This is a genomic window from Vibrio sp. DNB22_10_4 (assembly GCF_052879755.1).
Genome location: NZ_JBNNXW010000024.1, coordinates 1 through 23,307, shown reverse-complemented (window position 1 = coordinate 23,307; position 23,307 = coordinate 1). Strand labels below are relative to the sequence as shown.

31 protein-coding genes and 2 pseudogenes are annotated in these 23,307 nt (G+C 42.2%); all 33 read right to left on the bottom strand.

Annotated elements, in window-relative coordinates; translation table 11 throughout:
* Window positions 1–26: 26 nt before the first annotated feature.
* The 33 genes and pseudogenes from ACVA6Q_RS23880 to ACVA6Q_RS23720 all read right to left on the bottom strand — a co-directional run bounded on the left by ACVA6Q_RS23880 (window position 27) and on the right by ACVA6Q_RS23720 (window position 23,154).
* Entirely contained in the window at window positions 27–350 is a 324-nt protein-coding gene (locus ACVA6Q_RS23880) for an antibiotic biosynthesis monooxygenase family protein (RefSeq protein ID WP_353496326.1), read from the bottom strand.
* A gap of 57 nt (window positions 351–407) precedes the next feature.
* Window positions 408–587 carry a hypothetical protein gene (locus ACVA6Q_RS23875; RefSeq protein WP_446649141.1) on the bottom strand — a complete coding sequence of 60 codons (180 nt, stop codon included), beginning with the start codon at window positions 585–587 and terminating at the stop codon, window positions 408–410.
* Between the two features lie 325 nt (window positions 588–912).
* Window positions 913–1,263, bottom strand: coding sequence for a nucleotide pyrophosphohydrolase (locus ACVA6Q_RS23870; protein WP_446649140.1), 351 nt, complete (start codon window positions 1,261–1,263; stop codon window positions 913–915).
* Between the two features lie 165 nt (window positions 1,264–1,428).
* Window positions 1,429–2,433: a hypothetical protein gene (locus ACVA6Q_RS23865; protein ID WP_446649139.1), complete on the bottom strand. Its 1,005-nt coding sequence runs from the start codon at window positions 2,431–2,433 to the stop codon at window positions 1,429–1,431.
* Window positions 2,434–2,585: 152 nt separating this feature from the next.
* On the bottom strand, window positions 2,586–3,032 hold the full coding sequence (locus ACVA6Q_RS23860; protein ID WP_446649138.1) for a GNAT family N-acetyltransferase: 447 nt from the start codon (window positions 3,030–3,032) through the stop codon (window positions 2,586–2,588).
* A 144-nt stretch (window positions 3,033–3,176) separates the two neighbouring features.
* Window positions 3,177–3,449, bottom strand: coding sequence for a DUF4282 domain-containing protein (locus ACVA6Q_RS23855; RefSeq protein ID WP_446649137.1), 273 nt, complete (start codon window positions 3,447–3,449; stop codon window positions 3,177–3,179).
* A gap of 620 nt (window positions 3,450–4,069) precedes the next feature.
* Window positions 4,070–4,438, bottom strand: coding sequence for a VOC family protein (locus tag ACVA6Q_RS23850; RefSeq protein ID WP_446649136.1), 369 nt, complete (start codon window positions 4,436–4,438; stop codon window positions 4,070–4,072).
* 143 nt (window positions 4,439–4,581) lie between these two features.
* Window positions 4,582–4,893 carry an antibiotic biosynthesis monooxygenase gene (locus tag ACVA6Q_RS23845; RefSeq protein ID WP_446649135.1) on the bottom strand — a complete coding sequence of 104 codons (312 nt, stop codon included), beginning with the start codon at window positions 4,891–4,893 and terminating at the stop codon, window positions 4,582–4,584.
* Window positions 4,894–5,033: 140 nt separating this feature from the next.
* Window positions 5,034–5,420 (bottom strand): RidA family protein, encoded by a 387-nt coding sequence (locus ACVA6Q_RS23840; protein ID WP_446649134.1) that lies wholly within the window; start codon window positions 5,418–5,420, stop codon window positions 5,034–5,036.
* 596 nt (window positions 5,421–6,016) lie between these two features.
* Window positions 6,017–6,961, bottom strand: a pseudogene (locus ACVA6Q_RS23835) (D-2-hydroxyacid dehydrogenase family protein).
* Between the two features lie 1,004 nt (window positions 6,962–7,965).
* On the bottom strand, window positions 7,966–8,373 hold the full coding sequence (locus ACVA6Q_RS23830) for a GNAT family N-acetyltransferase (RefSeq protein WP_446649133.1): 408 nt from the start codon (window positions 8,371–8,373) through the stop codon (window positions 7,966–7,968).
* 569 nt (window positions 8,374–8,942) lie between these two features.
* Window positions 8,943–9,248: an NIPSNAP family protein gene (locus ACVA6Q_RS23825; protein ID WP_446649132.1), complete on the bottom strand. Its 306-nt coding sequence runs from the start codon at window positions 9,246–9,248 to the stop codon at window positions 8,943–8,945.
* Window positions 9,249–9,399: 151 nt separating this feature from the next.
* A complete protein-coding gene (locus tag ACVA6Q_RS23820; RefSeq protein ID WP_446649131.1) occupies window positions 9,400–9,879 on the bottom strand; it encodes an N-acetyltransferase family protein in 480 nt (159 codons plus the stop codon).
* Window positions 9,880–9,923: 44 nt separating this feature from the next.
* Window positions 9,924–10,118 (bottom strand): hypothetical protein, encoded by a 195-nt coding sequence (locus ACVA6Q_RS23815; protein ID WP_446649130.1) that lies wholly within the window; start codon window positions 10,116–10,118, stop codon window positions 9,924–9,926.
* Between the two features lie 331 nt (window positions 10,119–10,449).
* Window positions 10,450–10,988 (bottom strand): annotated as a pseudogene (locus ACVA6Q_RS23810) (histidine phosphatase family protein).
* 175 nt (window positions 10,989–11,163) lie between these two features.
* Window positions 11,164–11,382 (bottom strand): DUF6500 family protein, encoded by a 219-nt coding sequence (locus ACVA6Q_RS23805; protein WP_017036019.1) that lies wholly within the window; start codon window positions 11,380–11,382, stop codon window positions 11,164–11,166.
* Between the two features lie 205 nt (window positions 11,383–11,587).
* Entirely contained in the window at window positions 11,588–11,959 is a 372-nt protein-coding gene (locus tag ACVA6Q_RS23800; protein WP_446649129.1) for a DUF805 domain-containing protein, read from the bottom strand.
* A 572-nt stretch (window positions 11,960–12,531) separates the two neighbouring features.
* A complete protein-coding gene (locus ACVA6Q_RS23795) occupies window positions 12,532–12,885 on the bottom strand; it encodes a VOC family protein (RefSeq protein ID WP_446649128.1) in 354 nt (117 codons plus the stop codon).
* A gap of 130 nt (window positions 12,886–13,015) precedes the next feature.
* Window positions 13,016–13,513 carry a hypothetical protein gene (locus ACVA6Q_RS23790; protein ID WP_446649127.1) on the bottom strand — a complete coding sequence of 166 codons (498 nt, stop codon included), beginning with the start codon at window positions 13,511–13,513 and terminating at the stop codon, window positions 13,016–13,018.
* Window positions 13,514–13,670: 157 nt separating this feature from the next.
* Window positions 13,671–13,991, bottom strand: a complete 321-nt coding sequence (locus tag ACVA6Q_RS23785; RefSeq protein ID WP_446649126.1) for a GFA family protein — start codon at window positions 13,989–13,991, stop codon at window positions 13,671–13,673.
* A 153-nt stretch (window positions 13,992–14,144) separates the two neighbouring features.
* The gene (locus ACVA6Q_RS23780; protein WP_446649125.1) at window positions 14,145–14,618 is read right to left on the bottom strand and encodes a GrpB family protein; all 474 of its coding nucleotides are present in this window, start codon (window positions 14,616–14,618) and stop codon (window positions 14,145–14,147) included.
* 571 nt (window positions 14,619–15,189) lie between these two features.
* A complete protein-coding gene (locus ACVA6Q_RS23775) occupies window positions 15,190–15,597 on the bottom strand; it encodes a GFA family protein (protein ID WP_047043152.1) in 408 nt (135 codons plus the stop codon).
* A 151-nt stretch (window positions 15,598–15,748) separates the two neighbouring features.
* Window positions 15,749–16,651, bottom strand: coding sequence for an HNH endonuclease (locus tag ACVA6Q_RS23770; RefSeq protein ID WP_446649124.1), 903 nt, complete (start codon window positions 16,649–16,651; stop codon window positions 15,749–15,751).
* Window positions 16,652–16,790: 139 nt separating this feature from the next.
* Entirely contained in the window at window positions 16,791–17,240 is a 450-nt protein-coding gene (locus tag ACVA6Q_RS23765) for a GNAT family N-acetyltransferase (RefSeq protein ID WP_446649123.1), read from the bottom strand.
* A 137-nt stretch (window positions 17,241–17,377) separates the two neighbouring features.
* On the bottom strand, window positions 17,378–17,881 hold the full coding sequence (locus tag ACVA6Q_RS23760) for an AAA family ATPase (protein ID WP_446649122.1): 504 nt from the start codon (window positions 17,879–17,881) through the stop codon (window positions 17,378–17,380).
* 147 nt (window positions 17,882–18,028) lie between these two features.
* The gene (locus ACVA6Q_RS23755) at window positions 18,029–18,445 is read right to left on the bottom strand and encodes a hypothetical protein (RefSeq protein ID WP_446649121.1); all 417 of its coding nucleotides are present in this window, start codon (window positions 18,443–18,445) and stop codon (window positions 18,029–18,031) included.
* Window positions 18,446–18,575: 130 nt separating this feature from the next.
* Entirely contained in the window at window positions 18,576–18,926 is a 351-nt protein-coding gene (locus tag ACVA6Q_RS23750; protein ID WP_446649120.1) for a RidA family protein, read from the bottom strand.
* A gap of 139 nt (window positions 18,927–19,065) precedes the next feature.
* Window positions 19,066–19,887: an NAD-dependent epimerase/dehydratase family protein gene (locus tag ACVA6Q_RS23745; protein WP_446649119.1), complete on the bottom strand. Its 822-nt coding sequence runs from the start codon at window positions 19,885–19,887 to the stop codon at window positions 19,066–19,068.
* A 147-nt stretch (window positions 19,888–20,034) separates the two neighbouring features.
* The gene (locus ACVA6Q_RS23740; protein ID WP_446649118.1) at window positions 20,035–20,433 is read right to left on the bottom strand and encodes a hypothetical protein; all 399 of its coding nucleotides are present in this window, start codon (window positions 20,431–20,433) and stop codon (window positions 20,035–20,037) included.
* Window positions 20,434–20,567: 134 nt separating this feature from the next.
* The gene (locus tag ACVA6Q_RS23735) at window positions 20,568–21,146 is read right to left on the bottom strand and encodes a hypothetical protein (protein WP_446649117.1); all 579 of its coding nucleotides are present in this window, start codon (window positions 21,144–21,146) and stop codon (window positions 20,568–20,570) included.
* 149 nt (window positions 21,147–21,295) lie between these two features.
* On the bottom strand, window positions 21,296–21,709 hold the full coding sequence (locus tag ACVA6Q_RS23730) for a hypothetical protein (protein ID WP_446649116.1): 414 nt from the start codon (window positions 21,707–21,709) through the stop codon (window positions 21,296–21,298).
* 134 nt (window positions 21,710–21,843) lie between these two features.
* Window positions 21,844–22,209 (bottom strand): GFA family protein, encoded by a 366-nt coding sequence (locus tag ACVA6Q_RS23725; RefSeq protein WP_446649115.1) that lies wholly within the window; start codon window positions 22,207–22,209, stop codon window positions 21,844–21,846.
* Window positions 22,210–22,764: 555 nt separating this feature from the next.
* Complete coding sequence (locus tag ACVA6Q_RS23720) at window positions 22,765–23,154, bottom strand: nuclear transport factor 2 family protein (RefSeq protein WP_446649114.1); 390 nt, start codon at window positions 23,152–23,154, stop codon at window positions 22,765–22,767.
* Between the last annotated feature and the right edge of the window lie 153 nt (window positions 23,155–23,307).

Below are 23,307 nucleotides of genomic sequence, written 5' to 3'. Positions count from 1 at the left end.
TGTTAGCTGTCTGCTTGAACAATTTGTTAGCACTTTTCAGCCAAAGAAGTTTGCAAAAAGTCATCGCTGACTTCGAGTTTATAAACGGTATTTGATTTCACTAAACACTCACGCATTTCCTTGCGTGAGATTTCAAAAAGCTCATCTGTGAATTGATGGTCTTTTTCCCATTGCTCACGACTTGGCCATTGGGCATAACCTACCATTACATTTGGCTTGTCTGAACGATGAAGACGAGAACCAAAGCTGCCACAATGCTGGTAGATTGACTTTGTTACTTCGAGCCATGCTTCGCGAAACCTTGATTCCGTTCCATCACGAATTTCAAACTCATAGACTGCGATAAACATCCTGTTTCTCCTCTGAGTGCTAACGCCTTGTTAAGTTGCAGCTAACTACCACTCCACTCAAACAAAACCACCGTAATCGCTAAACTCAACCAAACCAAAATCGCCAAACGTTAGCTGTCTGCTTGAACAATTTGTTAGCTTTTTTCGTGTGATGCAGCCAGCGTTTGCCACCAAGGTTTTAAAGAAACGCTCCAAAACCAAAGCCACCGCGTTACCCAATGCAGAAGCATTGAACATTCCACCAACTTGTTGCCAAAGATGGCGACACTTAAAGGCAACTCAAGGCTCTTGCGCTGAAGCTGACGACCAAAAGCGCCATAGCAAGATTTGATTGATGGCGTTCCGAAGAAAAAGAAGCAGCACGCTCGATAAACCGATTTGGCACTGAAGTTCAGGTGTAAAGCTAGAACGCTAAACCCACACACCACAATACTTAACCGAGAAAGCTAACGCCTTGTTAAGCAGCAGCTAACTACCACTGCACTCAAAACAAAACACCGTAATCACTTAACTCAATTCAAACCAAAATCGCCGACTGTTAGCTGTCTGCTTGAACAAATTGTTAGTTTTTACTATTTCTACCGAGTTTAGCGATGACTTCATCTGGTGTGAAAACACATGTTAACAAGTGAGTGATGTCTGGGTCTTGAATAGGCTCAAGCGCGTAAACTGGTTTGCCGATACCTAAAGCATAACCAATATCCATTGCTACACTTTTACCGACGTAACCACCAAAATTTAAAATGTAGGTAATGTCAGCTTCTCTGATGCGCTGCAAGCAGCCATCAATGCCATTAATTTGAAGGGGCTCGGAGATAGTTGTTTCAATACCAGCATTGAGTAAAGTCTCTCGTATCGCCTGCATTTTTTCTAGGTTCTTAAAACTACCAGCAACATAGACCGATTTACTCATACCACTTCCCTATTTCTGCGTAAAACTTGATGTAAACACTAACGCCGCATTAAGGTGTGAGCAACGCGACCACGAAACTTTACCTTACCACCGTAAACACAAAACCCAACGATCGAATGAAAAATGCCAAACGTTGGGAATCACTCTTAAATGCTTTGTTATGACTTACGGATTACTACGATTATTTTTAACTTCTGACTTCATTGCTTTTGCAAAGTGCGTCATAGTCTCCAGTGCCTCTTTTGCAAAGCTTACATCACCATTTTTAAACAAATAGGCTTCTGGCCATTTTATATCGTCTTCTAACACCTTTAACATAGCTTGATACTTTGCATCCTGATTATCACTATCATGACCTAGAGTTTTGATTGCAAGGAAAGACAACATATATTTGTCAAATATTGATTTAACTTTAATTAAATATGTAGATGTATCCACGAAATGTCTATACTGCTTTAAAAACCACGCAGCTAAGAATTCAATAAAAATGAATAGCAGGGAGCACGAAACGATGCCGTAAATATACTGGGATTTAAACTCAGTCCACCAAGCGAGCAGCTGCCATGAAATAATTGAAACAACAAAAAATGTAATTCCAGCCTTTGAATATGCAGTTCCCTTATCTAACAAAATTGAAGCCTTTTTGTCTGCAACTCGAGCTTGCTCTAGTAGCACTGAACGAATGCTATTGAAGTATTCTTCGAAAGAATTAAATAATATTTCATTCTTATTACTGTTAGCTTCTACGACTTGATGAACAATCTCATCAACCCTCTCTAGCGACACACCCTCTGTTTTAGATTTTAATGACTCTAATTCTTGGTAAACCTTTGCTTGGAAGTCTTTTTCAGAAGATGCCCTTGCATCGTCTACATCAGTGAACCTTTGTTCGCGCCTCAGCCTTTGTTGCTTAGATACTTCAGGAAATACAAGAAGTACTCCCACAAAAGCACTAACAATACCTCCGATTGACCAAAGATTGTTTTCTATCAATATCAGTAAGCTTTGACCCGTATTCTTAACTACCATTGGTAAGCCAATACCGCCATACATCAGAAGGATGCCAAAGATTACCTTGGGGTTAAAAATCAATCTATTAAACAAAGGTGTATAGGCTGTAGTTTGCGCGTTTGAGCCTTCATTTTCTATTTCACTTTGTTTCATCGTCATTTTATCTCGTTAAAAATATTTAATAGTAAGTGAGTCATAACGTCTTGTTAAGTAGCAGCTAACCACCACTGCACTCAAACAAAACCACCGTAATCACTAAACCCAATTCAAACCAAAATCGCCAACTGTTAGCTGTCTGCTTGAACAATTTGTTATGTTTGCTTTTCCAACGTGCTCAGCTCCAATCTATCACCCACTACTTCAATATTGGCTACGGTAAATCCGTGGGATTGATACAGTGACATTGCGGGTGAATTAGACGTAGCCGTGGTCACGGATAAGACCTGTTCTTGAGGTAAAACGGCATCTATTAACTTACTAGCGATACCTTTGCGGAACATAGATGGGTCGACAACGAGTCTGTTTATGTGCAAACGGTTAGAGCCTAATACCTCGACTTCTATAACACCAAGTAAAACCCCTTCAACCATAAAGCCCAGAAATCGGCTTTGAGAACCAACTATACTTTCCGCTCTCTCATTCATCGGAGGGAAGGAAGCTAAACCCAATAGCTTTGCTTCAACTCGGTATGCATTTAATGAAACACTAAGTATCTTATTTGCAACATCGACATCTCGATTATTAAGTTCGACAATCATCGCCAAATATCCTTTCGGGCATCGCAAACATAACGCCTTGCTAAGTAGCAGCTAACCACCACAACGCTCAAGCAAAGCCACCATAATCACTAAATTCAACCGAACCAAAGTCGCCGACTGTTAGCTGTCTGCTTGAGCAATTTGTTAGGCATCTTTGTCTCTAGCTGCGTCGTTCAAAGATTGAAGATTTTCGTTGATTTTGAAAATAACTATCATCAACTCACACCAAATTCTTGCACCAACAGCACCACCAACAATTGTTAGGATTCCTAGTATCAATTTTTCTGCGGTTAACCCACCGTAACCACCAAACATCGTCGCTAAGCCAGAAAGTAGAGCGATGGAAAGTAACAACCAGTAGAGGGCGGTTACCAATTTTGGAGTTAACATTGAATCAAACGAAAATACTGCTTTCATTACTAAATTTCCTTACTTAAAGATTAATATCATTACTATTATGAAAACTTCGGTAGGTGCCTAACGCCTTGCTAAGTTGCAGCTAACGAACACAACAACCAAGCAAAGCCACGTAATCACTGAACTCAACCAAACCAAAATCGCCAAACGTTAGCTGTCTGCTTGAGCAATTTGTTAGCTTTTTTCGTGCGATGCAGCCAACGTTTGCCACCAAGGTTTTAAAGAAACGCTCCAAACACAACACCAACGATGAACTCTATGCAGAAGCATTGAACTTTCCACCAACTTGCTGCCAAAGATGGCGACACTTAAAGGCAACTCAAGGCTCTTTTGCTGAAGCTGACAGCCAAACGCACCACTGCCAAATTTGATTGGTGACGTTCCAAAGAAAAAGAAACAGCACACTCGATGTAACGATTTAGCACTGACGTTCAGGTGTAAAGCTAGAACGCTGAACCCCTACGCCAATGAACTTAACCGAGAAAGCTAACGCCTTGTTAAGTAGCAGCTAACTACCACCGCACCCAAACAAAGCCACCGTAATCACTAAACTCAATCAAACCAAAATCGCCGACTGTTAGCTGTCTGCTTGAACAATTTGTTAGGTGCAACACACAGCGCTATGTGAAGACTGCTTCTATCTTGTTGCCATCAAGGTCGCGGACATAAGCCGCATAATATGACGCACCGTATTCAGGCCTCAACGCAGGTTTACCCTCACAGCTCGCACCTTGCTGCAAGGCGACTTGATAAAAAGTGTCTACTGCCTCTTGGCTCGGAGCATTAAATGCTACGTGAGTACCATTTCCGCTGCTTCCATTTCCTTCTAATGGAAGTCCAACCCAAAATTCAAACTGTTCGCCATAAGACACAGCTACTTGATCGATTGTGTGACTACGGCTGATACCTAATGTCGATAGCACTGCATCATAAAAAACTGATGCATTCTCAACATCATTAGTTCCAAGTGAAATATGATTGAAAATCACTGAATGTATTCTCCGAACTTGAATGGCACCTAACGCCTTGCTAAGTTGCAGCTAACGAACACAACACCTAAGCAAAGCCACGTAATCACTATACTTAACCAAACCAAAACCGCCGAATGTTAGCTGTCGACTTGAGTAAATTGTTATAGCCACATATTCTCTCGGACTTCATAGTGCTTTACATGTCGTTCTGGGTTTAGTTTATATTTCTCATCTTCAGGGTATAGTCTTGCAATACTAATATCTTCCCCAGAGAAAGCTTTAATACACTCAATATCTTCCCAAAAAGTAAGCAAAGTAATTTCCGTACTATCACCCAAATCTCGCTTTAAAATTTGTGCGCCCACAAAACCCTTTGTGTCTGAAGTGTCCTTGATGCCAGTTTCGTAAAGGTACTCTATGAATCCGTCCTCATGATCTTTAGGACAAGTTGCTTTCCACTCTCTCGCTATCACAAATACCCCACTTTATGCTGTGGTTATAACGCCTTGCTAAGTTGCAGCTAACGACCACAACACTCAAGCAAAGCCACCGTAATCACTAAACTCAACCAAACCAAAATCGCCGAGCGTTAGCTGTCTGCTTGAGCAATTTGTTATAACCCTGATACCACCGCATCCACCTCTGTCTCTACCAGCCATTCAGGCTCAATAAAGCCTTTTACCTCGACAAATGTGCACGCCGGACGTTGAGTAGCGAATAACTCCCCATGCGCTTTAGCAGCTTGCTCCCACTCTTGAATATTCGTGAGCATTATCCTAGTGCGAATAACATCTTTAACGCTACCACCCGCTTCTTCAATTGCTTTTATTGAAAGCGTCAAACAGTACTTAGTTTGCTCGTATACACTTCCAATAAATACCGTACGACCATTATCGATAGGTGCTGTGCCGGAGACGGCTATATGGTTTCCAATACGACTCGCACGAGAAAACCCAATAGGCTCTTCCAAATGAGAGCCAGAACTTACTAACTTTCGCATGTCCTTCCCCAAGGGTTATAACGCCTTGTTAAGTAGCAGCTAACTGCCACCACACTCAAACAAAACCACCGTAATCACTAAACTCAATTCAAACCAAAAATGCCGACGGTTAGCTGTCTGCTTGAACAATTTGTTAGCTTTTTGCGTGCGATGCAGCCAGCGTTTGGCACCAAGATTTTAAAGAAACGCTCCAAAACCAACGCCGCCGACGCCCCTAATGCAGAAGCATTGAACTTTCCACCAACTTGCTACCAAAGATGGCGACACTTAAAGGCAGCTCAAGGCTCTTGCGCTGAAGCTGACTGCCAAGTTCACCAGACTCGAAGTTGATTGACGCCCTTTCCAAGCAAAAGAAACAGCACGTGCGGGTTTGCGATTTGGCACTGACGAGCAGGTGTAAAGCTAGAACGCTAAACCCACACACCACAATACTTAACCGAGAAAGCTAACGCCCAATTAAGGGGTGAACAACGCCTCCACCCACACCTAAAGCATTGTGCCATAAACACTAAATTTGAAGTAGAAACAAAAATGCCGAGCGTTGTGAATCCCTCTTAAATTGCTTGTTATAACAACGATTTCTTCGATGCTGATGTTTATACCTTACCCTGCTCGAAAGCTAAAATATTCTCGAATGCTATTTTGAAGTAAAGCTCATAGCTGTTTTGCTCTACATACCCTAAATGTGGGGTAGCCGTTACGTTTGGTAATGACAATAAAGGCTCGTTATCAAGTGATGCTGGTTCATTGTCAAATACATCAACGGCAGCTCGCTTAGTTGAGACAGCCACCAGCTCGTTGTATAGCGCAGAGTTTTCTACAAGCTCTGAGCGACTAATGTTTACAAATAAAGAATCGGGCTTCATTAAGCTCAAGTCCTGAGCTGTTACTCACGCCCTAGTTACTTTATTCAAACGTAAGTGAAGTGACACAATATCCGAACCAGAGAAAAATGCTTCCTTTGAAGCGGCAGCTTCAAAGCCGTGTTCAAGCGCAAGATTTCTTGATTGCTCACTACCCCAAACAACCACTGACATTTCAAATGCTTTTGCATATTGAGCAATTCGTTGTCCTATTTTTCCATAGCCCCAAACACCAAGCTTCAAGCCCTTTAGAGTGCGACCTAAACCGAGCGCACCAGAGCTCTGCCATGTATCGTTTTGGAGATTGGCTGAATAAGTTGGTATGTGGCGACTTGCCGCCATAATCAGTGCCCAAGCTAATTCCGAAGGAGCAACAGGAGAGCCACGCCCCTCCAACACCTTTACTCCATACTTTTCGCATAGGTGGACATCAATATGATTGCTGACTTTACCTGTTTGACTGATAACTTTAAGGTTAGGTAACTGTACAAGTAGTGACTCTGTAATCACTGTCCGTTCTCGGATTAAAACAAGAACCTCTGTGTCTTTTAGCTTATCTACCAACTCCGATTCAGGAAGTGTTTCGTTCAAGATGGACACATCGTGATGTAATAGTAATTCGAAACAATCTAACGTTCTAACCACATCCTGGTAGTCATCTAAAACTGTTATTTTCACGGAACTCTCCTTGTTGTTATAACGCCTTGCTAAGTTGCAGCTAACGAACACAACACTCAAGAAAAGCCACGTAATCACTGAACTCAAACAAACCAAAATCGCCAAACGTTAGCTGTCTGCTTGAGCAATTTGTTAGCTTTTTTCGTGCGATGCAGCGAGCGTTTACCACCAAGGTTTTACAGAAACGCTCCAACCCCAACACCGACGATGAACCCAATGCAGAAGCATTGAACTTTCCACCAACTTGCTGCCAAAGATGACGACACTTAAAGGCAACTCAAGGCTCTTTTGCTGAAGCTGACAGCCAAACGCACCACTGCCAAATTTGATTGGTGACGTTCCAAAGAAAAAGAAACAGCACACTCGATGTAACGATTTAGCACTGACGTTCAGGTGTAAAGCTAGAACGCTGAACCCCTACGCCAATGAACTTAACCGAGAAAGCTAACGCCTTGCTAAGTTGCAGCTAACGAACACAGCACCCAAGCAAAGCCACGTAATCACTGAACTCAACCAAACCAAAATCGCCGAGCGTTAGCTGTCTGCTTGAGCAATTTGTTAGCTTTTTTCGTGCGATGCAGCCAACGTTTGCCACCAAGGCTTTAAAGAAACGCTCCAAAACCGAAGCCACCGCCGCACCCAATGCAGAAGCATTGAACCTTCAACCAATTTGCGGCCAAAGATAACGACACTTAAAGGCAACTCAAGGCTCTTGCGCTGAAGCTGACAACCAAGTGCACCATGCAAACAAGTTGATTGATGGCACCTCAACGAAAAAGAAACAGCACGGTCGATGTACCGATTTAGCACTGACGGTCAGGTGTAAAGCTAGAATGCTGAACCCACACACCACAATACTCAACCGAGAAAGCTAACGCCTTGCTAAGTTGCAGCTAACGAACACAGCACCTAAGCAAAGCCACGTAATCACTGAACTCAACCAAACCGAAATCGCCGAGCGTTAGCTGTCGACTTGAGCAATTTGTTATGTAGCGGTGCTTGGGTTAGTGATCGTTACCTGCGTACACCCACATAGGTTCAGTTTTACCCGCCCTTTCAAAACCCAGTGCTTTGTAAAAATCTACTGCTTCACCGTCCGCAGTTAACATTTGTTGGTGGAAGTCTTTGTACTTGCTTTGCATCAGCTCCATCATCTTACGACCAACGCCAAAACCGTGGAAATTAGGGTCAACAAGCATATGCGGGTAGTAAACAACCAAACACCCATCAGAAATTGCATTGCCTATTCCGATGAGTTTTCCAGATTTACGAGCAGTAACTAGCGTATCCGAATTTAATAATGCTGGTATTAGTTTCTCCGGCACCTCAGCTGACGACCAACCATTAGCACGATACAGCTCAACGACTTCACCTTCTTGTATTTCCTTACTAATTTGTACCGAAACTTCCATATATCTCCTAGCTACATAACGCCTTGCTAAGTTGCAGCTAACGAACACAACTCCCAAGCAAAGCCACGTAATCACTGAACTCAACCAAACCAAAATCGCCGAACGTTAGCTGTCTGCTTGAGCAATTTGTTAGCTTTTTTCGTGAGATGCAGCCAGCGTTTGCCACCAAGATTTTAAAGAAACGCTCCAAAACCGAAGCCACCGACGCACCCGATGCAGAAGCATTGAACCTTCAACTAATTTGCGGCCAAAGATGACGACACTTACAGGCTACTCAAGGCTCTTGCGCTGAAGCTGACAACCAAGTGCACCTGCTGATAAGTTGGTTCATGATGCTTCAGCGAAAAAGAAACAGCACGCTCGATGTACCGATGTGGCACTGAAATTCAGGTGTAAAGCTAGAACACTAAACCCCTACTCCAATGAACTTAACCGAGAAAGCTAACGCCTTGTTAAGTAGCAGCTAACTGCCACTACACTCAAACAAAGCCACAGTAATCACTTAACTCAATCCAAACCAAAATCGCCGACTGTTAGCTGTCTGCTTGAATAATTTGTTATGCGCGTGGTTAGTCGAGCACTGGTCTGAAAAAGCTACGTTCATAGCTAATGATACAATTTGTATCTTCAGAAAATTGAAACGCAGCAATACACTCTTTATCTTTAAATGAATCAGTACGATATGTTTCGTAAGCTGCAAGACTTGGAAATGAAAACAAAGCTAAGGCCACATTGTTAGCACCTTCAGAAGGTAAGAAGTAACCGTGATGCTGCCCACCAAACTTCCCTACGAGTGGGATCCACATTTTCGCGTATTCTTCAAATTCATTAACCTTGGATGGATCAATGATATATCTTAGGTAACAAGTAACCATTTATTGAACTCCTTTCATCGGTTTTACTATTAGCGCATAACGCCTTGTTAAGTAGCAGCTAACTGCCACTGCACCCAAACAAAGCCACCGTAATCACTAAACTCAACCGAACCAAAATCGCCGACTGTTAGCTGTCTGCTTGAACAATTTGTTAGGTGCGTAACTTAAGTTGGTAAAAATCAGTTTCTTCGTGCTTTGGATTCTTGCGTACAAACTCCCAACCATGTTGCTTATAGAAAGCCATTGCTCGTTCGTTGGTTCTACTGACTGAAAGTACAGCACGCTTACAACCACAGCCAACAAGGGTTTGCTTTATATATGATTGCACCAACGGAGCTATCCCTACCCCTCGATATTCAGGTTGCAAGTAGATCAAGTGAACATAGCCCGTTTCAGGTTCAGATGAAAAACTACGAAATTCCAATTGCCCTGCGACAGTGCCATCCACTAGGACAAGAATATAGAACCACTCCGGACTCCCTAACCTCTCTCCAACTCGTTCACGATAGCCACGAACAAAATCATCAAATCCTCTCAAGTGGCCAAAACTACAAAAGTAAGCGTCTTTTCGAGCACTAATTGAGATATCAAAGTCGTCGTCGACAGTTAATGGTCGAAAAGTAACATCCATATTTACCTATATCCCTGAGCACCTAACGCCTTGCTAAGTTGCAGCTAACGAACACAACACTTAAGCAAAGCCACGTAATCACTGAACTCAACCAAACCAAAATCGCCGAGCGTTAGCTGTCTGCTTGAGCAATTTGTTAGCTTTTTTCGTGCGATGCAGCCACCTTTTGGCACCAAGACTTCAAAGAAACGCTCCAAAGCCGACACCACCGATGTACCAAATGCAGAAGCATTGAACATTCCAACAACTTGCTGCCAAAGATGGCGATACTTAAAGGCAACTCACGGCTCTTGCGCCGAAGCTGACAACCAAGAGCACCATACTCGAAGTTGATTGACGCCCTTTCCAAGCAAAAGAAACAGCACGTGCGGGTTTGCGATTTGGCACTGAAGTTCAGGTGTAAAGCTAGAACACTGAACCCACACACCACAATACTTAACCGAGAAAGCTAACGCCCGCTTAAGGGGCAAGCTACGCTATCACTGAACCTAAGCTAACATGCCGTAACCACTTGACCTAACTATTATTACTGAACTCGCTTAGCGTAGGTTGTCCCTCTTTAAGCGCTTGTTAGCCTAATTTTGAATAGGAAAACAAACGATATGCACCACAACCAATACCGTGTTCTTGGTAACCAGCAAGGCTTTCAAACACATTAAAGTGGGAAACGACTATGATCTTCGAGTAATTACCATATTGAGATAGAACATCTTCTGCCCTTGATTTGAGTGACGCCCAAGATTCATAAGATGTACATCTTGGTTCTGCAAGGTTTTCAGTGTTTCTCGATGTTCATGCCAACGGCGATCCCTCTCCGCTAGATCGATGTAGCCACCTGCTAAATCAGCACGCCATTCACGCAGATCATGTTCAACAAATAGGTCCAAGCCAAGTTTACGATTAATAATTTCCGCAGTTTGGAGGGCCCGAGTATATGGCGATGACAAAATTACTTCCGCTTCAAGTGAACTAAGCTCATCTGCTAACACATGGAGATCAGATATATGCTCTCTATGCAAAGGAGCATAATCTTTTTCAAGTTGAGTCATGTTCCTTTGATCACATAATGAATAATCTGGAACACCGTGACGAACAAATATAATTTCCATTCAATCTAAACTCCATCTCTGAACCTATTAGGCTAACGCCTTGTTAAGTAGCAGCTAACTACCACCACACCAAAACAAAGCCACCGTAATCACTAAACCCAATTCAAACAAAAATCGCCAACTGTTAGCTGTCTGCTTGAACAATTTGTTATGGCTTGGACTGTCAGCAAATACATTACTGTCCTGCCTCAACCATTACCTTTATCTTCTTAGCTTTCTCAAAGTGATCAAGCTTGTGCTCTTGTATCCACCACGTCGCCGCTTCCATTAGCAACTCAGGGTCATCATTTTTGTTGGCGAAAAATGCGTAAAACGATACGCCTACGTTCTCGCCCTTTTGATCTAGCTTCTTTTGGCAAACTTCAATGACTTTGCGTCTTAAAGAGTCACGCATATTTGGAAAACCTTTAAATAGTAAATGGGCTACATTGACCATCTATTCATTGCTGAATGTGGGTCTATTGATATTAAATTTCGAGAGCCATAACGCCTTGTTAAGTAGCAGCTAACTGCCACTGCACTCAAACAAAGCCACCGTAATCACTAAACTCAATTCAAACCAAAATCGCCGACGGTTAGCTGTCTGCTTGAACAATTTGTTAGGCATTTATTCCTTTAGGATCAGCCCCATATTGATTTGTTCCAGAATTACCATCAGATGCTGTGAAATATATTATAGCCAATACCCCAATGACAGGCACAAGTAATATAAATAACCACCAACCAGTGCGGCCAGTGTCATGTAGTCTACGAACACTAACCGCAATCCCAGGAATAAATAAAGCCAAAGCGTAAATCCCGCTAAACAATCCGTAACCAGTAGCTGGATCAAAACTGCCTGTTAAGGAATCTACAAAACTGAGAAAAAAGCTTATAAGTACGTTAAAAAGAAAGAAATACCAATATTCTTTTCTGCGCGAACGCCCGCTAAATGTGGCATATTTTTTTACTGCTGTTATGTACCAATTCATGAAATATCCTTTTCAATAACGTATAAAATGCCTAACGCCTTGCTAAGTTGCAGCTAACGAACACAACAACCAAGCAAAGCCACGTAATCACTGAACTCAACCAAACCAAAATCGCCGAGCGTTAGCTGTCTGCTTGAGCAATTTGTTAGCTTTTTTCGTGCGATGCAGCCAGCGTTTGCCACCAAGGTTTTAAAGAAACGCTCCAAAACCGAAACCACCGCCGTACCCAATGCAGAAGCATTGAACCTTCAACTAATTTGCGGCCAAAGATGACGACACTTACAGGCAACTCAAGGCTCTTGTGCTGAAGCTGACAACCAAGTGCACCTGCTAATAAGTTGGTTAATGATGCTTCAGCGAAAAAGAAACAGCACGCTCGATGTACCGATTTGGCACTGAAGTTCAGGTGTAAAGCTAGAACGCTGAACCCATACACCACAATACTTAACCGAGAAAGCTAACGCCTTGTTAAGCAGCAGCTAACTACCACTACACCCAAACAAAGCCACCGTAATCACTAAATTCAACCAAATCAAAATCGCCAAACGTTAGCTGTCTGCTTGAACAAATTGTTAGGTGACTTTACCCCGAAGCCCTATTAAGTTCCCGAATGGGTCTTCGACTTGGCACATAGACTGCCCATTCTCGATTGGCTTAATCCCTCGGTAGAGGCTACAACCTAGTCCGTAGAAATGTTCAAGGGCTTTCGTTAAATCGATGACATGCCAGTACAAAACGACGCCTTGCTTTCCAGAGCTAACTTTGTCATCCGATTGCACTATCTCAATTGCAAACCCATCGATATCAAGCACAGTAAAATCGTACTCGCTTAGATAGGTCTCAACAGCTTGTGGAAAAGCTCTTTTGTACCAACTTAAACCAGCTTGAACATCTGGTACATGTATTAATACCGCTGTTGGTTTCAATATAGCCTCCTGTCACCTAACGCCTTGCTAAGTTGCAGCTAACGAACACAACACCCAAGCAAAGCCACATAATCACTAAACTTAACCAAACCAAAACCGCCGAGCGTTAGCTGTCTGCTTGAGCAATTTGTTAAGTTACTTTTTCGTATACGATCTTTGCTTTTGGCGCATGATAGTTTTTCCAGTTTATAAGATGGTTACTCAACAAATTTTTGGCAGAGGCATTTTTGTAAAAAATAACTAGCTGCCCATCAGAACAAAATTCAATTTCGCCTGACTGAGTTTCACAAAGGTATGAAATAATGCCAAAAAGTTCAAAATCCCCGTTTGTAACATATGCTGATTTTTCATCACAAGAACGATGTCGACAAGCACTGACAATATATGTGTTGCCTCCTAAAGCTTTTACTAGATCGGGAGCACCACCAAAACCAGCCTTAACCTGTTCAGAGATTTTGGCGTCTGACCAAAAATATTCCTTACTCTTACTGCCAAAGTACTCATTTATATGCAATTTGAAGCTATCATCCCAAATCAGCTGATTTGCGTTTTTAAACTCTCTGATTTCGAATGTATTTGCACTAATGGGCAGAGAAAAAATCACAATTATAAACAACAGTACACGCATAACTTTACCCTTGAAACTTAACGCCTTGTTAAGCAGCAGCTAACTACCACTCCACTCAAACAAGACCACCGTAATCACTAAACTCAACCAAACCAAAATCGCCAAACGTTAGCTGTCTGCTTGAACAATTTGTTAGAGCCCCGTGCCCGACGTTGCTCTACTTACCTACCCCATGTATACATGCAACATTCACCGCATATTGGTCAGGCCGAGAGCGTCTTTGATGATGAGTGTAAATACCACAGGTCTTACAAAAGTAGTGTTTTGCCGTCATCGTGTGAAATTGATAAAGAGTTAAATTGTTCAAACCAGATTTAACTTGGAGAAGTGCTAACGGAACGGGCGTCATTTTTGAGTTTCGAATAGTGCAAATAGAACAGGAGCACTCGTATTGTTCCAGCTCCACAGATTTACTTTGAAATTCAATTTGTACTGCACCACAGTGACAAGAGGCTTTAAAAGAGTGTTCGTTACTCACAACTGCACCATATCCTTATGATTAGTCTCAGAGGGGCTATAACGCCTTGTTAAGTAGCAGCTAACTACCACTGCACTCAAACAAAACCACCGTAATCACTAAACTGAACCAAACCAAAATCGCCAAACGTTAGCTGTCTGCTTGAACAATTTGTTATGCCTGCTCTAAAACGCGCTCAATAAAACCCGACTTTTTTCGACGATACTCTTCGTGAGTCCAACCTGTACAAGATATTTTGAGTTCATTGTAGTGTTGAACCAACACAGGGCTTTCACGGAGCTTGTCCCTAAACCTCATAAAGAAGTCAAATTCTGAGCCCATCGCTACGACTTGAAAAGCGACATCTTCACCTGAGCTATTTTCTAACATGCAAAGCTCTGGAGTTCTTAACGTATTGGATTTTTCGTTGAAACCTAAAGTAGAAAGTAACGTCACTGCTTTTTCTAGCTCGCTACCGTCAACACCAACAAGTATGTCTAGGTCTCCTTTAGATACAGCATTAGGGATAGAAGAAGCTCCAATATGCTCAATTGTTGCGCCTGGAAGTAAAGCGGCTATCTGAAGTTCGTACTTACGATAGAGATTTTCACAAGATGCCTGATACTCATCTGCTTTGTAAAACTGCATATTTTCTCCCAAAAGGCATAACGCCTTGCTAAGTTGCAGCTAACGAACACAACACCCAAGCAAAGCCACCTTAATCACTGAACTCAACCAAACCAAAATCGCCGAGCGTTAGCTGTCAGCTTGAGCAATTTGTTAGCTTTTTTCGTGTGATGCAGCCAGCGTTTTCCACCAAGGTTTTACAGAAACGCTCCAACCGCAACACCGTCGATCAACCCAATGCAGAAGCATTGAACTTTCCACCAACTTGCTGCCAAAGATGGCGACACTTAAAGGCAAATCAAGGCTCTTGCGCTGAAGCTGACAACCAAGTGCACCATGCTCAAAACTGATTGACGGAGTTTTAAAACAAGAGAAACCGCACACTCGATGTACCAATTTAGCACTGACGTTCAGGTGTAAAGCTAGAACGCTGAACCCCTACTCCAATGAACTTAACCGAGAAAGCTAACGCCCAATTAAGGGGTGAACGACGCCTCCACCCACACCTAAAGCATTGTGCCATAAACACTAAATTTGAAGTAGAAGCAAAAATGCCAAGCGTTGTGAATCCCTCTTAAATTGCTTGTTATATTTATTTTGGGAAGCCTTCCACCTTAACTGCCTGCAACCCTGATTTATGCCACTCAGCTTGCTCTGCAGTGAATATTTGAGCATCAAGGGTCTTTGACGGCTCTTCGTTTAAAGAGCCAGCCGGAACAATCAGGAATTTTCCACTTTGAGTCAGAAATGGCAAACCTGAACCACAATCTATGCAAAATGCCTTAGAAAATGAACGTGTAGGATGATCATAGCGCTTTATTTTATCTTCCCCTTTAGTCCATTCGATGTTTGAAGGAGAAGTAAACAAGTTCGATGCATGAGCCGAACCTGTGAGCTTTCGGCACTGCTCACAGTGACAAAAGAAGAACTTACCGAAGTCATCTTTAAGCTTAAAGGCTACACTTTCGCAGCAGCAACCGCCTGTAATCTCTTTATTCATTTCAAACCTCCATGTTTGTTAATGTCGGATAAATATAACGCCCTGTTAAGGTGTGAACAATGCAATGCCCAAGCCTCCGCAGACCACCTTAAACACTAAAAGCAACGCATAGTGAAAATGCCACGCGTTGCGAATCAGCTTGAATTGCTTGTTATACGTATTTGTTGAGCAGCTTTGCTTTTAGAGTTTCTGGTTTCATTGCTGGCTTAGTGCGATGAAGCATACGGTGACAATTTGAACAAACCACACAAACGTCATTTAATGTACTGATGTAGTTTTCATCTTTTTCGTGTAGAGGGTTCTTATGATGACACTCGATAAACCCAGCACCTAATTCTTTTCCGTACACTGACTCGAAATCAAAATCACAAACCTGGCATATAAAACCAAACTTGGCTTTTGCGTCTTTTACTAACTTAGAGTTACGCTTGAAATACGAAGCTTCACGTACCTGCCTTTCGCCCTCAGCATACTCCTGCTCTGGTGAGTTCTCTCGAATTTCATAGTTACCTAAATCATCGATTACATATGGTTTTTGTAAAAGATGACTGACATAGCCTCCTGAACCACCAAAGTGCTCAAGTCGATCGCTTTTCACACGATAAACATTTCCTGACGGTCGAAAGTTAGGCATATATTGAACATCTTCCTTGAACTGGGTCCAAGTCAGTTCGATATGCTGAGTTTTGAAAAAGAACACGTAGGGGAAATGACTACTTCCCCACAAAAAGTTTGAAAGGTCTAAAAGCTGTTCTTTCCAAAAGCCTTTTACATGACAAAGAGCAGGCATTTCACCATCACCACCAGTGGTCTTGATTAGAAGCATGACATCGTCAACTTTAAGTTGACGAATAACACTCTTGGCGCCATCAGGAACTCCCCAGACGTTACACCAACCATCGGGAAACTCAGCGAGAAGCTTATCTTCTATTTCTGCTTGTAGATGAGGCGGACAATGTTCGACGATGTCGGAAACAGCGACTTCACCAAAGACAGTTTTGGGAAAATCTGCATTAGCTCCTTTTAAGCCAACATCATGGAAAAATAACTGCATAATACTTCCTCTGAACTAATACGTATAACGCCTTGTTAAGTAGCAGCTAACTACCACTGCACTCAAACAAAACCACCGTAATCACTAAACTGAACCAAACCAAAATCGCCAAACGTTAGCTGTCTGCTTGAACAATTTGTTATGTGGCTAACCACTTGCCCAAACAGACAGACTTGTTTGTATGGATGTATTTTCCATAAGCACTAATTTCTGAATATCCATGCCGCTCGTAGAAACATACTGCACTGTCATTAATCTTGCGCGTTGAAAGTACTGAACGCTTATAACCTTTATTCACCGCGTAACTCTCAAGCAGGTTGATTAAATAACTTCCCGCGCCTCTATGCTTTGAGTACATTCGCTTCATCTCACAGGTTTCACTGTCGTGCTTACGAAATGAACCACATGCGACAGCTTTTTCATGTTGGTAGACAACTAAACAAATATCACTGGCCACGCTAAAAGAATCCGCTTGAAATGAACTCTCGCCAGAGTCTTGTGTGAGAGTTCTAAGTTCTGAACTCAACTCTGCGGCCAGATATGAAAAATCCTCATCGCTTGGTGTTGTTTCCCTAAATGTGAACTGCACGTAGCCTCCTGCCACATAACGCCCGCTTAATGGGCAGGCAACGCTACCACTATACTCAACCTAAAGTACCGTAAACAATGAATTTTGCGAGTGGTAATGAACTCGCTAAGCGTTGGCTGTCCCTATTGAAGCGTTTGTTAGCTGCACTCTAACCACTTGGTGATTTCATTAGCCACGGATACCGGCGTTAAGTCAGTAGTATTAATTGTGGCTAGATTTAACTCCCTCAGTTCTTGGGCATCTGCAAGAGATTCATTGATTTTGCTTTCATTCCAGTTTCTCACGGACAGACGCTTAACCCTAGTTTCATCGTCACAATCTAAAAGCAGCCACTCAATTGCAGAGAAGAATGAAGTATCTTGCGATTGAAGGTCTTGAGGAGTATTTGGACAAAACCAAACAGGGGACTTTCCATTTTGTGCAAGTGATTTTAATAGGTCAAACCATATTCTTCCGTATGGCTCCCAAGTACTTGGGTCAGTATAAATGCTGCTTTTTGCTAACTTGCTCGCTGAATCGGCAATCAAGTCAATATCTAAAAAAACAAAATTAGAGGAAATGGAGTAATCTAGCAGTTGCTCTATAACTGTTGACTTTCCTGAACCTGGTGCGCCTGTTACTATTCGTAATATCATATTCATACTTTCTTTTGTGGATGTGTGCAGCAAAGCAGCTAACGCCTTGTTAAGTAGCAGCTAACTACCACTTCACTTAGACAAAGCCACCGTAATCACTAAACTCAACCGAACCAAAATCGCCAAACGTTAGCTGTCTGCTTGAACAATTTGTTATACGATTGCTCGCGCTGTACTTTTACAGATAAAACGAATCAAGTAACCGTCTGGGTCTTTAACTATGATTTGCCTAACAACTGTCTCTGACTCGCCTGTTTGATAAGTTTCAGTTTGCAGCGGTAAGAACACGTCACTTGGCGAAACTTCCAGTGAATTAAGCCACTCTGGCGTAACTTTGAACGCTAGGTTCATGCCGCGGCCAAGAGGAGCTTCAGGTTCTCCATTTACCCAAGAGTCTGGCTTTAATTGAGTGATCATGAGTTGGGTACTATTGAATGTTAAGAAGACAAATCCATCGCGTCGAAAGGCCACACTAAAACCCAACTCAGAGGTGTAGAACTCTTCGCTCAGGCCAATATTAGTTACAAGTAGTTCTGGTATTAAGTCGTTGAAGTCCATATTTGCTTCCATTCGTATAACGCCTTGTTAAGTAGCAGCTAACTGCCACTACACCCAAACAAAGCCACCGTAATCACTTAACTCAACCAAACCAAAATCGCCGAACGTTAGCTGTCTGCTTGAACAATTTGTTAGCAGTGCTTTAATTGCGTACCGCGGTAACTGTCACCTCAACAAGCACATCACCTTCAAGGGCTACACCTAAACACGCTCGCTGAGGCCAATTTTCAGGATTGTTACCAGCCCACTCACACCAAGTTCTATCCATTTTGGGTTTATCAGCCATATTTGCAATGTAGACCTGAGCACTTACTATCTGAGTTTTATTTGAACCCAACTCAGCCAAATTATTATCAATGGTTTTTAGCGCCAATTGAGTTTGGCCACAAATATCCAAGCTAGTGTCTGCAGATGTTGCAACAGTCCAAACTAGATCTTTGTATGCAGACGACTTGTTTCGTCCCTGATAAATTCCACGCTTCCTTTCGATCATATTGTACCCTTTGAACTACTAACGCCCAATTAAGGAGTGAACAACGCTACCACCCACACCTAAAGCATTGTGCCATAAACGCTAAATTTGAAGTAGACGCAAAAATGCCAAGCGTTGTGAATCCCTCTTAAATTGTTTGTTATGTGTAATTTTCTATGTACTTCTTTAATGACTCTGTCGATTCAAACAAAGGACTAATTGGAAGGTTAAGATTTAGCTTTTCAATTCCGACTGCAGAAGAACCATGGCATTTCTCAAAGTCACTCCAACTGATCTTGTGAACCCGCTTTACGATTTGAAAGTCTAGTAGCAACTGAGAAAACGCTTCGGGGCTATACCCCTTAATCTCAGCAATAAAATGTTGTGTAGCCGGACGTTTACCTTGAACCAGTGCCAAGTAAAATCGCGCGATGTCATTAACATGGATATATTGATTGTAACCTCGAGATGGCATTGCTACTTGGAGAGTTTGGTCAGATAAAGAATCTACAATTCGCTTTAGCTGACAGTTTTCACCACCATAAACCAAACTAGGGCAGTAAACGACATGCCACTTCTTTTTGATAGCGTAATCAATTGTAACTGTGTCCGGTTTCACCGCCTCTAGAGGCTTAAGCCTAAAATCTTTGAGGTCATTGTGAGAAGTATTGCCAAATAGCCAAACACCCGATGTGTGGATTTTTGTCGCATCTTCAGCCGCTAATCTATCCAACTGCGTTAGCAGCTTGGACTCTATATCAGCTATTTCCTCCGGCGAAAATTCTGACCAATGTGGGCGAGCACAATTTATAACAACATCAAAGTAACCAGAGAAATCTGATGGCACATCGGTAAGCTTCCGAGCTGGAGATAAAACACCGCTAGTCCTGCTGTAAGTCGAAACTTCAAAGCCACTTTCGACAAACATCTTAGTCACGTGACTACCAATATACCCATTGGAGCCTGATATCAGTACTTTCATTATTTCCCTGAACTCTCGATTACACATAACGCTTTGTTAAGTCGCAGCTAACCACCACTATACCCAAACAAAGCCACAGTAATCACTGCACTCAACCAAACCAAAATCGCCGACTGTTAGCTGTCTACATGAACAATTTGTTATGTATCATTTTCGACACTCAGAGCTAGACAAAATCAGGTTACCAAAATTCCTATTTTGTAAACGTAAGTCTATTACTACAGGTTTTTTGTTTTGATAATTACTTGTCAAAGGCTTTGACTTACATGCCATGTTCTTAATGCTAGCTAGATACCTAGTTTGATATTCTTTGAACTTGTTGTCATCACGGCTAAAACCGATAAAGTCGAATCCGATATTTACCTGTTTCTCACTCTCATGGTAACTAGACAACATAATTCTATGTTCAGGGATTATCTTAAGTTTCGAAGCAGACTGCTTAAGTACATTCTCTGTGTATTGCTGCTTAAAGTGACTAAATATCAATCCAGCAGCAAAGGTTACGAATATAATCACCACCCTTAATGTGGGATTAGTTTTTGCCATGTTTCCTCCGTGACACATAACGCCCTGTTAAGGGGTGAGCAACGCAATACAAAAGCCGCCGCATACCGCCTTAAACACTAAAATCAACGCATAGTGAAAATGCCACGCGTTGCGAATCCCTCTTGAACAGTTTGTTAGGCTGATCTAACGTGCTGCGGAAATGCGATTTTTCCGTTGGTATCGAGCACAAATTTTTGATTATTAATTGCCCCGACCAAGTCGTTATGTAAAAGAGGAATTTTATCTTCAAGCCCCAGTCGTGGTGCGATTTCTTTTAGCACTTCATCCACGGTATATAGATAAGGGTTACTACCAATAACTCTCACTAGCTCACTATTAAACTGCATCACCAAGTCCTGCAGATTAAATTCATCTTTGATGATGCACAAACGATAGCTGTTATCTAGTCGTTGTTCTATTACAGTAGTTGAAATCAGTTCAAGCAAAACTCTTTGAAGTGCATTTTCTGATATTTCTTTTTTTGGCAATGCATGATCTTGGAATGCTTGAGCTTCTAACCGATAAGCCGCCAATAAGTCATCAAACTTCCAATCTGCACTTTCTTCCTTGCGTAATATCCGCAGCATAATGACTTTTTGCCACTCGCGTATTTCTTTTTCTCGTCGATCAGAAAAATGCTTATGCATAGCAAAAAAGCCGCCGCATATGGCAACTAATGTAGATACTAATTTTACTATTTCGACCATGTCCATTTTTATCCTTTAAGCCTAACGCCTTGTTAAGTAGCAGCTAACTAACACGACACTCAAACAAAACCACCTTAATCACTAAACTCAACCAAACCAAAATCGCCAAACGTTGGCTGTCTGCTTGAACAAATTGTTAGCTATTGATTGCACACCTAAAGTTTTGAGATCTCATCAGAGTAAAATTCAACTAGCAAGCTATCCTCAAGCCAAACCTCATACAAAGGACCACCAAAATACTTTCTAAAACGATGCACTAATTGATGTTTCTCTGCTATGGCGACCAACTCATCAACAGATTTGTTTGCTTCTAGCATAAAGTGAGATGCATGAAAGTTTTGGGGTTCGCTTTGCACTTTATAAGTTGCAGCCAAGTCACCAAACGTCAGCTTGTAATTTGCTGGAATAAACTCTACTAGCTCATTATCAATTTCACTCCAAACACACATCCATGCACCAGTCATTGTCTTTGACGGAAACGCTTTAGCCTCACCATTAGTAAGCTCTGCCAAAACCAGCGAGCTACGCTTCGGTTGAAGTGAGTTAATAGATAAATGCTTTATTTTCATTAATCGCCTCTAAGATAGCTAACGCCTTGTTAAGTAGCAGCTAACTACCACCAAACTCAAACAAAGCCACCGTAATCACCAAACCCAATTCAAACCAAAATCGCCAACTGTTAGCTGTCTGCTTGAACAATTTGTTAGCGCACTGACCAACGCACCGCCGTGTCTGCAAAAATTTCGTGCATCTCACTAGGAGAATAGCTACCATCCAATGTAGCAAGTGTTACTGATACTCTATTTGGATATCTCTGGCTATCAGACCACTCTATATTTGAGCCACACGTTCTACAGAATTTACGAGTAACATGTGCAGATGAACTGTATTCTGTAATTTCAGTCAGCTCTGAGATATAACGCAGGTCATTTTTAGGGACTGTCACATAAGTAGCGAATGCTGAACCATGGAGTTTTTGACACATCTTGCAGTGACAATGAGAAGCTCGAAAAGGCTCGGATAGCAACTCATATTGAACCGCACCACATTGGCAGCTTCCTGTAATCAAACCACATACCTCCTAGTTGTATGATTGTGCGCTAACGCCTTGCTAAGTTGCAGCTAACGAACACAACACCCAAGCAAAGCCACGTAATCACTGAACTCAACCAAACCAAAATCGCCGAGCGTTAGCTGTCTGCTTGAGCAATTTGTTAGCTTTTTTCGTGTGATGTAGCCAACGTTTGCCACCAAGGTTTTAAAGAAACGCTCGAAAACCAACGCCACTGACGCACTCAATGCAGAAGTAGTGAACCTTCCATTAACTTGCTGCCAAAGATGTCGATACTTAAAGGCAACTCACGGCTCTTGCGCTGAAGCTGACAACCAAGTGCACCATGCTCGAAGTTGATTGACGCCCTTTCCAAGCAAAAGAAACAGCACGTGCGGGTTTGCGATTTGGCACTGAAGTTCAGGTGTAAAGCTAGAGCACTGAACCCACACATCACAATACTTAACCGAGAAAGCTAACGCCTTACTAAGTGGCGCTTACGACTAACTTTACCAAGTTTCCTTAACTTCAAACCAAAACCGCCGAACGTTACGCGTCCACTTGAGTAATTTGTTAGGTGCCCTTGCGCGATACCTTTATTTCAAATACGTCACATGGCGTACCTTGATGATATTTAAGCTGCCACAACTCTCCGACTAGAACCCAAATGGAACTGCGCTTTGTGAAGTTGCTAACTTGACCACCGTCATCGATTAAAGCAGATTCATACGTCAATAGTTGAACCGTTGGTTCTAATGCGAGACATTCATGATTCTGGGAGTGTACCCGCACGTTTGATGGTTTCTCCGCTTCCATCATTCGAATAATTGATTTGAAGTCGTAGCTATTACCTGATCTACCAACTTCTCTAAAGTCTGGATGGATAAGTCGCTCAATTTCTACTTTATCTTGCCTGACTTCGAATTGGTGCAACGCAATTTCTTGTTCGATGATTACTTCCATTTATTCTCCGAAATCGATAAGGCAACTAACGCCTTGCTAAGTTGCAGCTAACGAACACAACACCCAAGCAAAGCCACTTAATCACTGAACTCAACCAAACCAAAATCGCCGAGCGTTAGCTGTCTGCTTGAGCAATTTGTTAGCTTTTTTCGT